The organism is Lactococcus petauri, from assembly GCF_002154895.1.
Classification (GTDB): domain Bacteria; phylum Bacillota; class Bacilli; order Lactobacillales; family Streptococcaceae; genus Lactococcus; species Lactococcus petauri.
On sequence record NZ_MUIZ01000004.1, the window covers coordinates 164,322 to 177,162 of the forward strand.

13 protein-coding genes are annotated in these 12,841 nt (G+C 33.8%); 10 read left to right on the plus strand and 3 right to left on the minus strand.

Annotation, left to right across the window (positions count from 1 at the left end):
* The first annotated feature begins 99 nt into the window (after window positions 1–99).
* The 4 genes from BZZ03_RS07470 to BZZ03_RS07485 all read left to right on the plus strand — a co-directional run bounded on the left by BZZ03_RS07470 (window position 100) and on the right by BZZ03_RS07485 (window position 3,381).
* Window positions 100–1,023: an aspartate carbamoyltransferase catalytic subunit gene (locus BZZ03_RS07470; RefSeq protein ID WP_019293123.1), complete on the plus strand. Its 924-nt coding sequence runs from the start codon at window positions 100–102 to the stop codon at window positions 1,021–1,023.
* Between the two features lie 23 nt (window positions 1,024–1,046).
* Window positions 1,047–2,111: a carbamoyl phosphate synthase small subunit gene (locus BZZ03_RS07475; RefSeq protein ID WP_086582908.1), complete on the plus strand. Its 1,065-nt coding sequence runs from the start codon at window positions 1,047–1,049 to the stop codon at window positions 2,109–2,111.
* Between the two features lie 112 nt (window positions 2,112–2,223).
* Window positions 2,224–2,772, plus strand: a complete 549-nt coding sequence (locus BZZ03_RS07480) for a biotin transporter BioY (protein WP_086582909.1) — start codon at window positions 2,224–2,226, stop codon at window positions 2,770–2,772.
* Between the two features lie 213 nt (window positions 2,773–2,985).
* Entirely contained in the window at window positions 2,986–3,381 is a 396-nt protein-coding gene (locus tag BZZ03_RS07485) for an ArsC/Spx/MgsR family protein (protein ID WP_019293126.1), read from the plus strand.
* 163 nt (window positions 3,382–3,544) lie between these two features.
* On the opposite strand, the gene BZZ03_RS07490 is transcribed toward BZZ03_RS07485, so the two are convergent.
* From BZZ03_RS07490 to BZZ03_RS07500, 3 genes are all read right to left on the minus strand, one after another.
* A complete protein-coding gene (locus BZZ03_RS07490) occupies window positions 3,545–4,123 on the minus strand; it encodes a hypothetical protein (RefSeq protein WP_086582910.1) in 579 nt (192 codons plus the stop codon).
* Window positions 4,124–5,152, minus strand: coding sequence for a tRNA preQ1(34) S-adenosylmethionine ribosyltransferase-isomerase QueA (gene queA, locus BZZ03_RS07495; RefSeq protein WP_086582911.1), 1,029 nt, complete (start codon window positions 5,150–5,152; stop codon window positions 4,124–4,126).
* Window positions 5,153–5,501: 349 nt separating this feature from the next.
* Window positions 5,502–5,855: a helix-turn-helix domain-containing protein gene (locus tag BZZ03_RS07500; protein WP_017370431.1), complete on the minus strand. Its 354-nt coding sequence runs from the start codon at window positions 5,853–5,855 to the stop codon at window positions 5,502–5,504.
* Window positions 5,856–5,987: 132 nt separating this feature from the next.
* Between BZZ03_RS07500 and BZZ03_RS07505 the strand changes: the two genes are divergently transcribed.
* The 6 genes from BZZ03_RS07505 to wecB all read left to right on the plus strand — a co-directional run bounded on the left by BZZ03_RS07505 (window position 5,988) and on the right by wecB (window position 12,805).
* Entirely contained in the window at window positions 5,988–6,194 is a 207-nt protein-coding gene (locus tag BZZ03_RS07505) for a helix-turn-helix domain-containing protein (RefSeq protein WP_074750195.1), read from the plus strand.
* A gap of 104 nt (window positions 6,195–6,298) precedes the next feature.
* Window positions 6,299–7,714 carry an ATP-binding cassette domain-containing protein gene (locus tag BZZ03_RS07510; protein WP_086582912.1) on the plus strand — a complete coding sequence of 472 codons (1,416 nt, stop codon included), beginning with the start codon at window positions 6,299–6,301 and terminating at the stop codon, window positions 7,712–7,714.
* A complete protein-coding gene (locus BZZ03_RS07515; RefSeq protein WP_086582913.1) occupies window positions 7,714–8,523 on the plus strand; it encodes an ABC transporter permease in 810 nt (269 codons plus the stop codon). Before BZZ03_RS07510 ends, BZZ03_RS07515 begins: the two co-directional genes overlap by 1 nt.
* Before the next feature lie 25 nt (window positions 8,524–8,548).
* Entirely contained in the window at window positions 8,549–10,867 is a 2,319-nt protein-coding gene (locus tag BZZ03_RS07520) for a CDP-glycerol glycerophosphotransferase family protein (protein WP_086582914.1), read from the plus strand.
* 16 nt (window positions 10,868–10,883) lie between these two features.
* Window positions 10,884–11,681 (plus strand): hypothetical protein, encoded by a 798-nt coding sequence (locus tag BZZ03_RS07525; protein ID WP_086582915.1) that lies wholly within the window; start codon window positions 10,884–10,886, stop codon window positions 11,679–11,681.
* 26 nt (window positions 11,682–11,707) lie between these two features.
* Window positions 11,708–12,805: a non-hydrolyzing UDP-N-acetylglucosamine 2-epimerase gene (wecB, locus tag BZZ03_RS07530; protein WP_086582916.1), complete on the plus strand. Its 1,098-nt coding sequence runs from the start codon at window positions 11,708–11,710 to the stop codon at window positions 12,803–12,805.
* Window positions 12,806–12,841 lie beyond the last annotated feature (36 nt).

Here is a 12,841-nt window from a genome sequence, read left to right on the forward strand (position 1 = left end):
ATAGCGATTTGCTCTTTAAAGGACAAATCACAGTCGTTCATTAACATTTTTAAAAATCATGCTACAGAGAGAGCATGATTAGGGTAAAGGAGACCTATAATGTCAGTAACAAATGGTTTAGTAAGCTTGTCACATTTAACAAGCATGGAAGTGTTGTCAACAGAAGAAGTTATGGCTTTGATCAAACGTGCTTCCGAGTTTAAGAAGGGAACAGCAAAATTTGAAAATAATCGTCAAATTTTCACTTCTAACCTGTTCTTTGAAAACAGCACACGAACACATAACTCTTTCCATATCGCTGAACGTAAATTAGGCTTAGATGTGCTTGAATTTGATGTTGGAACAAGTGCATTGAGCAAAGGTGAGACACTGTACGATACAATTTTAACTTTAGACGCACTTGGCGTTGAAGTTTGTGTGATTCGCTCTTCTGAGGAACATTACTACGATCAGTTGATTAATTCAGATAATATCCATTGTGCCATTGTAAATGGTGGTGATGGAAGCGGACAACATCCAAGCCAATGTTTGCTGGATTTGATGACGATTTACGAAGAATTTGGGAAATTTGAAGGTTTAAAAATTGCCATCTCTGGTGATTTAACTCATTCTCGTGTTGCCAAATCAAATATGATGATGCTTCAGAAATTAGGGGCTCAAATCTATTTCACTGGACCTGAAAAATGGTACAAGGAAGAAGAATTCGGTGCTTATGGTAGTTATGCGCATCTGGATGATATCCTCCCAGAACTTGATGTGCATATGTTACTCCGTGTTCAATATGAACGCCATACAGCTGGAGATATTATTTCCAAAGAAGATTATCATGAACGCTATGGTTTAACCGTAGATCGTGCCGAAAAACTGCGTGATACAGCTATTATTATGCACCCTGCGCCAGTAAATCGTGATGTTGAAATTGCGGATAGCTTAGTAGAATGTGCGAAAAGCCGTATCGTCCAACAAATGACCAACGGTGTTTACACTCGTATGGCTATTTTAGAAGCAGTATTACGTGACTAAGCGAAGAATTATTGGAGGAATCTATGAAGCGACTGTTAATATTAGAAGATGGAACCATTTTTGAAGGGCAAGCAATTGGTGCCAATACAGATATCACTGGAGAACTTGTTTTTAGTACTGGAATGACTGGTTATCAAGAATCCATCACTGACCAATCTTATAATGGGCAAATCTTGACCTTTACTTATCCATTGGTTGGAAATTATGGAGTCAATCGAGACGACTACGAATCAATTCATCCAAGCTGTAAAGCAGTCGTGGTGAGTGAAGCAGCACGCCGTCCATCAAACTGGCGTATGCAGATGTCACTGGATGAATTCTTAGAAGCAAAAAATATCCCTGGGATTTCAGGTATTGATACCCGGGCTCTTACAAAAATTATTCGTCAACATGGCACTATGAAGGCTGCTTTGGTTAATGCTAAAGATGAAATAGAGCACCAAATGAGTCAACTTAAAGCAACTGTTTTACCTAATAATCAAGTGGAAAAAAGCAGCACTTTAACAGCATACTCTTCCCCAAATACGGGCAGAAAAGTAGTCGTTGTTGACTTTGGTCTTAAACATTCAATTTTACGTGAATTATCAAAAAGACATTGCGACATTACTGTCGTACCCCATAGTACGATTGCGGAAGAAATTTTAGAGATGAATCCAGATGGCGTCATGCTCACTAATGGACCTGGGGATCCAACAGATGTACCAGAAGCTGTAACAATGATTCAACAGATTCAAGGTAAAGTTCCGATTTTTGGAATTTGTTTGGGGCACCAACTCTTTAGTCTAGCAAATGGCGCAACAACATATAAAATGAAGTTTGGCCATCGCGGCTTTAACCATGCTGTCAGAGAAATTGCAACAGGCCGAATTGACTTTACGAGCCAAAACCATGGATATGCCGTATCATCAGATGATCTACCAGAAGATCTTTTGGTTACCCATGTAGAAATAAACGATGGGTCGATTGAAGGGGTACGTCACAAACGTTATCCAGCTTTCTCGGTGCAATTTCACCCAGATGCGGCTCCTGGCCCACATGATGCAAGTTATTTATTTGATGACTTTATGGATATGATGGATGAATATTAAAATTAAAAAACAGCTGAAAAGGCTGTTTTTTTAATAAATCATAAAGTTTAAGATTGTATTCTTTTATAAAAGTTGATATAATTTTATCTATAAAACAAAAAAGGACTTTTTTATGAAAATTTCTAAAACATATTCTATTACTCTGATCGCTTTAGGAGCCGCGATTATTGCAGTACTATCTCCTTTGGCTATTCCTGTGGGGATTGTACCCATAACACTTCAAACTTTAGCTATTGGGCTTATTGCAACGCTGCTACAGCCTCGTGAGAGCTTTTTTGCATTACTGATTTACCTCGTTTTAGGAGCAGTTGGTTTGCCTGTTTATGCAGGAGGAGCATCAGGAATTGGCGCTTTATTTGGTCCAACAGGTGGATTTTTATTCTCCTTTGTACTCGTAGCACCTCTCCTTTCGTACTTTTTACAGAAGACTGAACGCAAATTTTTCTCTATTTTATTGACAAATCTTCTAGCTCAGTTTTTGATTCTTGTACTTGGTACCGTATGGCTGAAATTCTTTATTGGTGCACCTTGGGGAACAGCCTTTGGTATTGGTTTTGCTCCTTTTATTTTAGGAGCAATTATTAAGGCGATGATTGTAGCAGTAGTTAGTGTTGCACTTCTCGATGTTCTTTTTAAAACCAATCCTTATTTTTCCAAATAATAATTTATAAAAAGCTTTCCAAATTATTGGAAAGTTTTTTTTAGATAAAGAAAGGTGCTTTGTATTTGCCAAGCTTTATCTTATTTTCTCATAGAATTAATATATAATTTTTATTATGAGAAATAAAATAACTCAAAAATATCGGAAGAGTCTCATTGTAAAGAAGAATAAGTCACTTCCTATTTTCTTATTTAAAGAATACAGGAGGAAAGTATGATTAAATTTTACTATAGACAAGGCTGCGGTTCTAGCCAAAAAGCAAAGTCATGGTTTGAAAAGTATAAAATAAATGTAGATATGAAAAGAATTGGTGAAATTTCTAAGCAAGACTTGCAAAAAATTTTATCCTATATGGATGGAGGAATTGAGACGATTACTAAACGGTCGAGCATGAGTAATCCACAGACACAGAATAGTTTAGAAATGCTTTTAGAAATGAATCTGGATGAAGGTCTAGAATATTTATCTCGGAATGCATACCTACTTCGTTCACCGATAGTTTTAGATGAGAATAAAGTCCAAGTTGGTTATAACATGGATGATTTACGTCAATTCTTCCCAAGAGAGTACCGACGGTTAGAACTAGCTACAGACCAGGGATTTATCTAGAAGTAAATAAAGAATTGGAACGAACAAAATGAAAAAGTTTTGGAAAAAAGTAGAAGAAGGTATGGAGTATTTTGTTTATATCTTGTTTATTATTATGTTCTCAATCTTATTGGGATTTATTTGGCATATTATCCCTTGGATATGGGTAAAATAAAAAAGAGACTCAGCTATAAGTCTCTTTTTTTATTACTTCTTGGAAGACTGTTTTATTGACAGTCTTTGAGTTTTCTGCAATCCGGTAAAGGGCGTTACGCTGCAACAACTGTATCTTAGGTAGGAGAGATTGCCCATCTTTTAGATAAGTGCTAACCAGCTTATTAGGATCAAAGTCAATATCATCAGGAGGAAAGGAAATTAAACTTGAACCAAGATAGTCCTTCGTTGAAAGTATTCCTTCTTCAATATGATAGGTTCTTGCTTGTGGCTGTCCATTACTAAAGAAGGCAATTACAGCATTGTAGGCAACTTTTTTAGTTAGCCCGTAGCGTTTGTCCTTATAACGGAGCAATGCGCTGAGAAGGAACTCCTGAGCTTCGAGGGGCATAAGCTGCGGTTGATAATGGAGTTGTACTAGAATTTCTTCACTTATCTTGTGAAAACCTGTAATCCCCACTAAAAAGCCATTGGGACTCACATAAAATTTTTTAAAATGTGTACGAATAGCTTGCTCATTTTCGGTAATTTGCCCATCTGAAAGCACAGAAATAAAATCCTTAGTGAGTGCTAAATTAAGAAAACTCATTTATTTTACGAACATCGCATCGCCAAAGCTGAAGAAGCGATAGTGCTCATCAATTGCATGTTGGTAAGCTTCAAGGATAAAATCTTGCCCCGCAAAAGCAGCAACCAACATAACAAGTGTTGATTTTGGCAAGTGGAAGTTAGTGTTGAAAGCATCAACGACTTTCCATTGATAGCCAGGTTTGATAAAGATATCTGTCCAGCCAGAATCTGCTTGAATATCTCCATCAAATTTTGTTCCAATCGTTTCTAATGTACGGATAGAGGTTGTACCACAAGCAATTACCCGATGGCCAGACGCTTTAACAGCACGAAGTGTTGCCGCAGCTTCTTCAGACAATTGATAGAATTCACTATGCATATGATGTTCTTCAATATTATCAACGCTCACTGGTCGGAAAGTACCCAAGCCTACGTGCAAAGTAAGTTCCACAACATGAACACCCTTAGCACGAATCTTGTCTAATAGCTCAGGTGTGTAGTGCAAGCCGGCAGTTGGTGCTGCAGCCGATCCGTTTTCTTTTGCAAAGACGGTTTGATAACGTTCTTGATCTTCTAGTTTTTCATGAATATAAGGTGGAAGTGGCATTTCGCCTAAGCTTTCTAAAACTTCCAGGAAGATACCATCGTAACTAAATTCAACGATACGTCCGCCATGTTCCAATTCTTCAACAACTGTTGCTTTTAAACGTCCATCGCCAAAAGAAAGTTCTTGACCAATGCGCATCCGTTTTGCGGGCTTAGCTAAAGTTTCCCATTGATCACCTTCAGTGTTTTTGAGAAGGAGAAGCTCTACATGTCCTTGAGTTTCTGGCTTAACACCATAAAGACGTGCAGGAAGGACACGTGTATTATTGAGAACAAGGGCATCACCAGGATTAAGCTCATCCACAATATCATAGAAGTGTTTATCTTCCATAGAATGGCTTTCTTTATCCAAGACTAAAAGCTTTGACTCAGAACGCTTTTCAAGAGGTGTTTGGGCGATAAGTTCTTCTGGTAAGTTAAAATCAAAATCATTAATGTTCAAAATATATTTTCTACTGCTTTCTTAAATTTTTAATTTTCCTATATTATTGGATCCCTATGAAAAAGATACTTTTTCGAAAGAAGAAGAACTTTATCGTGTAATGATGACCCCTAATATAAAAATTTATAATATAGATTTCCAATCTCTTCCTATGAAAAGTAGAGAACAGATAACAACAATATTATATCACAAATGAAAAGCTTAGATTAATCTTGCTTCTTTTTAGAGTAAAGTTATTTACTTCTATGCACTTTGTACAATTATTCCGCAAAAATAAATTAATGAGACATTATATAATGGTGTAAATAAAAAAAGCTACCCTGTTGAGATAGTTTTTTATTTCCCCAGTTTAATCCTTGTTTTTAGAGTAAAAATAAGCATCGAGTGTCCTTTTTAAGAATACTCGATCTTTCTCTTCAATTATTTCTTTTTTATAGAAAAGAGCCTCGTCAATCAGGCGATCAAGGTTAAGAGAGAGTTTGTTTTTGTAGGTAGTATCAATATCAGATTTTTCAACTCCCAAAATATCGGCCATTTTTTGAATTACACCTTGTGAAGGTGTGATTCGCATATTAAGGTAATCTGATAAAGTAGAAGGAACTATCCCGATTTTAGAAGCGAAATCTTTCTGCTTTATACCGCTCATCTGAAGATACTTTTTAATATTAGTTGCGATAATAGCGCGATGTTCTTGAGTATCCATGTATTTATTATAGCGTTAAACACAAACGCAATCAAGAAAAATAGTGCGGGTTTGCCTTGATTATTCATTTATAACGTATTATAATTAAAATAATTGTGTTCATTTATGTTCAAATTAAGAAATGAGGTTTTTATGCAACAGAATTCTTTAAAAGGTTGGAGAGAAAAAGAAGGTTTGTCAAAGGAATTACTTGCAAGTAAATTGAATTTGACTGTCAGTGAGCTTGACGATTTAGAGAAAGATTCTTCTCGGATCTCTAAAAAAAAGTTAGAAAGAATTCTCGCATTATTTAATATTACCTACGATGAAATTATTTTAGGTAAGACAGAAAATCATTAAAATTTATACGAGGAAAATACGTTTTTAACGTATTTAGTTTCTGCTATTTAAAGAGATGTTTTTGAAATTGTAGGACAGAAATGTCAAAGGAGAAAAAAGTACACGTGAAGAACAGCAAAATAAAAGCCGAGTATTTGTCGAAGAAATTTGAGATGCTGCCGGTGAAAGATACACGGAACAAGGCAAAATCTTTAATAGGCGCAAATGAAAAAAGTCAGAAAGATTTTTGGGCTTTACGTAATGTAAGCTTTGAAATACTTGAAGGAGAGTGTGTCGGAGTCATTGGGCTGAATGGTGCAGGAAAATCAACACTTTCTAATATCATTAGCGGTCAAATTGCGCAAACTACAGGACAAGTTGAAATTAATGGTGACGTTTCGATTATTGCAGCTAATGCAGGCATGCAAAACAATCTTTCTGGACGTGAAAATATCCGTCTGAAGGGCTTGATGGTCGGTATGAAAAATAAGGAAATAAAAGCCAAAATGCAGGATATTATTGATTTTTCTGAAATTGGACCTTTTATTGACCAACCCGTTAAAACGTATTCCTCAGGTATGAAGGCAAAACTGGGTTTTTCTATCATGGTACATCAAGATCCTGACATTATGATTATTGATGAAGGACTTTCTGTTGGTGATAAAACCTTTGTGGACAAATCGAAAAAGAAAATGTTTGAATTTCGGGACCAAGGGAAAACAATCTTGATGGTTTCACATGATATGCGCACGGTTAAAGAGTGGAGTGATCGCGTTATTTGGTTGAATTACGGAGAAGTCAAGGCATATGGAACACCAGAGGAAGTTATACCAGAGTATGAAAAGTTTGTCCGTTGGTTTAAATCCTTATCAAAAAAAGAACAAGAAGCTTATAAACAAGAACAACGTCAAGCCCAATTTGATTACTCTGTTGAGGAGTTAAAAAAAGAAATTATTAGTCAAAGTTCTTCGAAAAGTCGTCGTGTTAATCGTGAAGTGACCCAAAGTTTGCAAAAGAAGAAAGACAATCACAAACTATCTTTCTTCTCAAAAATAGTAGTGGCACTTTGTATGCTGGTTTTTCTCTGGATTACTCTCGTCTCTTTGAGTAACACGACATTGAAAAAATCAGTCCAACACCCCGTAAAATTTTTCTCACAAAACCTTTTTAAACCGAAGGATGTATCTAGTAAAAATAAACAAAGGAATAAAACAACAGTGAGTTCTACAGATGTTTCTTCAAGCTCAGAAAATGAAGATGCTACTTCTCAACCTACTCCGGAATTAAGCACAAGTGAAACTGTTGCAAGTACAAGCGAGGCAGACACAGCGACAAGTTCATCAGAGGAAACAACATATGTGATTCAAGCGGGGGAATCGCTAGGAAGTATCGCTGAAAGTAAAGGCTTAACTGTGGATGCAATTCAAGCGGTTAATCCAGGAATTGACTTTGATGTTATCCGACCAGGTCAAACTATAAATTTACCAACAACAGCAGCCGATGCAACCACAGAGCAACCAGATGGAGGGGTAATTCAATAATGAAAGATGCAATTCTTTACCTTAGAGAGCAGATTAAATATTTTCCTATAGCTATCAATTTATCAAAATACAGTACCAAAAGCACGTCGATGCAAAATAAGTTTGGACGTATATGGGAAATTTTGGATCCTCTAGTACAACTTGCCATCAACTATATTATTTTTGGCGTATTGATGAACCGCTCGGCTCCAGATGGTCTTCCCCCACTGCCTTGGATGTTTATTGGTATGGGCGTATATTCTTTTATGCAGCATGTTATTGTAACTGGAGCAAAGAGTGTTTCTACACAATTTAAAACGACTGCGAAAATGAAATTCCCTGTAAGCATTATGCCTACAGCATCAATGTTTGGCTTTTTAACAGAATTATACATCATGGTGGGAATGGGATTAATTATTGCAATGTTTTCAGGCTACTATCCATCCATGTATTGGTTGCAATTGCTATATTACTTCCCCATGTTGATTATTTTTTCCTTAGCAATGTCACTTTTATGTTCTTCAATCGAAGTTGTATTTCCTGATTTTAAATTCTTTTTGAATTATATCTTTAGATTTTTAATGTATGGATCAGGTGTCATTTTTTCATTGGATCATTTTAAAATTATTCCTCAATTTTTGATTCAATCACAATTGATTAATCCTTTTTATTATCTAATAGAAGGGTTTAGGGATATAGCATTTGGAAGAGCATGGTTTTGGGAAAAAGGAATGTATAATGTGGGCTTTATTTTGTTGCTAATAATTTTACTAATAATAGGAGCCAATATGCATATGAAGATTCGAGATAGAATTTCAGATTATTTATAAACTAAGGATTAGAAAAGAGTAAACAGTGGAAGTATTATTTATTAATAGCAAATTAGGTTATGATTATCAGATAGAAGACGAAGGTAAAGGAATATCAATTATTAGTAGTGAAGGTAATTTAAGTTATTTTAAATTTAGAGAAGCTCCTTTCAGAGAGGGGCCTCTCTATAAAAATGAAAAAATAATAGCACAAGTTTCCTTTAACTCTACTCACTTTTTTTATGTTATTGAACAACAAAAACAATTAATATCTGTACAACAAAAAATTAGAGATAAAAATCACTTTTTTGATAAACACATTGAAATTTATGATAAACATCTTACAATAAATAAAACAGGTATTGCTTCAATGACGCTTTATATTCACGAAGGTAGAAAGCGATTATTAGGAAAGAGAGTGAACGGACTCCTTTCAAGGAAGCAGCAAAATGAATGGTATAAAATGAAGCTTCCGATAAAAAATAAAAAAATCCTGGGTTCAATAAAATATAATAATAAAGCTATTTTTATTACTTACTATCCTAATAAAGAGAAGTTATCTATATCAAAAATATTTCTTGAAGAGATAGATGCAAGGTTTCAAAAGGTAACTATTAATAATAGATCAAATATTGAATTTATGTATGAAAACGAAAATTATAATTTTGATTTTAGAAAAGCTGAAAAAGACCATGGTATAAAAGTTAGAGGCTCTAAAGCAAAGCTTCCAATAGGGATAGTTCTTAAGTTAAAAATCAACAAAACATGCTTCTATATATATTCCTATAAAGGAAAAAACTATTTAACCTGTTGTCCAAAGAAGGCTTATGGTATCAAATCAGATCTTAAGGTATCTTTTGTGAAGGATACAGTTATTATATACGGAAAATATAGTAATACATATAGGCAGTTTACAGGGGAGTACGATTATATTTATATTAAAGGGAATGATAAACCTATTTCCAGTTTTCGAAGATTATCTACTGGTAGAGGAAAAAGTTTTGCCTTTGCAAAAATACCAATAGAATTTTTAACAGATACAGAAGAAATTCATAGAGGACTTTATTTAGGTAATGAAGTAGAAAAACTATATCCCCTTTATATGAAGAATTATTTAAAAGAAGATTTTGAAGTTTTTGCACGAAAAAAAATTAATAGCAATATCGTAATATTCAGAGGAAATGTGGGTGAAGGGACAAGTTGTACAATATTACCTTTTTCAGAAGAATATTCGCTTTCAAACATACTGAAACAGAATATTGCAAGTCTTACAAGAAAAAAAGGAGATAGAGCTCCGATAAATTTATATTTTGAAAAATTCTCAAAAAAAGCAGATGAATCTGCAATTAAGGTTTTTGATAAAGTCTTGGCAGAGAATACTCTTTCGAAAAACTATTTTATATTAGATAGAAGAAGTAAAGACTTCCCACTGCTTAAAGAGAAATATGGCAACAAATTAGTAAAAAAATATTCTTTAAAGCACTACAGCTTGATATATAATGCTGACCACTTTATTAGCACAGAATTTTCAAATCATCTTATTAACGACAGAATATTTATTAATAAACTAAGAAGCAAAATTACAAAAACGCCCTTGATATTTTTGCAACATGGGATTATGTTTGCCAAGCCAATTGAAAATCCAATGGCTGCTGGTTTTCATAAAAAGAATATAAAGATAAATTTAAAAAAAGTTGTTATTAGTTCGAAATTAGAAGCAAAAGAATTTTATAAAGTGGGATATCAACCTGATGATCTTCTCCTAAGTGGGTTGGCGACTTTTGATTATCCAGTCATTAATGATCTGAAATTTTACTCATATATGCCAACTTATAGATATTGGGAAGAACATTTAGTTTATGAAAATAGGTTAGAAGAAACCAGTTATTATCGGGACATTATCTCAGTCATTAGAGCCTTTGAGGAAAATAATTTACTAGAAAAACTATTGATTGTACCACATAATAAATTTGCTGATTATATCGTGGATCATTTTCCAAATTATAAAGAAAATATCTGTACGAATCCTTCAGAGGCATTAACAGTTTCAAAAATATTTATATCTGACTATTCTAGTGCGATTTATGATGCTATCAATCGTGGTGCTTATCCTATTTTTTGGTGGAAAGAAAAGGATATGCTGATAGAGAAGTATCAGGCACAGCCGTCCTTAAATGAAGATACAGCTCCAGGTCCAATAGCCTACACTGAACAAGAACTTATTGAAACAGTACTTAATGCAGAGAGAAGAGGGTTTCAATTGGAGGAAGCTTTCATAGATAAATATAAAAAAATAAATAATTTTTCCGATAATAAGAATACAGAACGAATTGTAGATTACTTAAAAACAGAAAAAATTATTTAAGATTTGGAGGGAAATCATGTCTGGTAAATATGTAGATAATGATTCAGATAAATTAATAATAGTGTTTCAATCTGCTGGAAGAGTTCCACAAGAAGCTATAACATCTTATATCAATAAAGAGGTAACCGATGAGGAAATTGGACGCTACCATGAGAAATATAATTGGTTTAATTGGACTAAAAAAATAGAAGAGGCAGATTTCTATTATATTGAAGACCACTATTCTGGCATATATGGCTGGTACATCAGTGATTTTGGAAAAAATATTATAGATGATATACAGAAAGAAATTAAAAGTATTGTAAGTAAGAAAAATTATCAGATGGTGATATCTTTTGGAAGTAGTAAAGGAGGTACAGGAGCTTTGGTTCATGGTTTATTAAGTCCTTATATAGATAAAATTTTTAGCTTGGTCCCTCAAATAAATATTACAGAATATATTAATAAACATCTTTCAATGCTTAAACCGCTCATTTATGCAGAAAATCAGGACAATATAAATGAGAGCACTATGAATGATATCAATAATTTTATTCATCCTCTAAATATAATACGAAAGAAAACAATTTTCTTTTATACGGGTGTGACAGATGAACAATTTAAAGAAACAAAACAATTTTCAGAAAAAATAGTTAATTGTGGCGTTTCATCTACTCTAATAATTAATGTTGAAAAGAAAAAGCACTCACCAATGGTAATGGATAATGTGGAATTCATTGAAAATTTATTAAAAAGTATTCTTTCCAATAAACGAACAAAAGATAAAAATCTTTTTCAGTTGGAGTCTAAGACATTTTTATATTTAGGAAAGTAGAAAACAATAAAGAATAAGGAGAAAAAATGAAAAAAATAATGCTAATATTTGGCACAAGACCCGAAGCAATTAAGATGTGTCCTTTGGTTAATGAGCTAAAAAGTCGTCCTAATTTTGATGTTAAAGTCTGTGTGACAGGGCAACATAGGGAGATGTTAGATCAAGTTTTACACGTTTTTGATATAAAACCAGATTATGATTTGGAGATAATGAAAAATAATCAAACTTTATTTGATGTAACTTCAGCTATTGTAATGAAAATAAAACCAATCTTAGAAGAGGAAAAACCGGATGTATTATTGGTACATGGTGATACAACCAGTACATTTGCTGCATCTTTAGCTGGCTTTTATCTCCAAATTCCAGTTGGCCATGTTGAAGCTGGTTTACGAACTTACGATATTTATTCTCCATTTCCAGAAGAGTTTAATCGCCAAGCTGTAGGTTTAACCGCGAAATTCCATTTTGCGCCTACAGAGATTTCTAGGCAAAATCTACTTAGAGAAGGAAAAAATAGTTCTGATATTTATGTGACCGGAAATACAGCTATTGATGCCCTAGCCACAACAGTAATTAAAGATTATAAACACCAACAATTAGAATGGGTAGAAAATAGTCGGTTAATAATGATCACAGCACATCGTAGAGAAAATTTGGGAAAACCAATGGAACAAATGTTCCGAGCAATTCGTCGTATTGTTGAAGAACATGGTGATGTAAAAGTCATTTATCCAATTCATCTAAATCCTAAAGTTAGAGCTACTGCTAAAAATATTTTAGGAGATAATGATAGAATTCGTTTGATTGAACCTTTAGAGGTTATTGACTTTCATAATTTTCTTGCGAGAAGTTATATGATTTTGACTGATAGTGGTGGAATTCAAGAAGAGGCACCATCCTTGGGCAAACCTGTTTTAGTAATGCGTGATACTACTGAACGTCCTGAAGGAATTAAAGCAGGTACTTTAAAACTTGTAGGTACTGAAGAAGAAACGATTTATAGAGAGTTTAAAACTTTGCTTGAAGACAGAAATGAGTATGAAAAGATGAGTCATGCAAGTAATCCTTATGGAGATGGTAATGCCTCAAAAAATATTGCTGATATTTTAACTCAAAAATTGTAAGAGATATTTTAAAGTAGAGGAAATAATATATATATT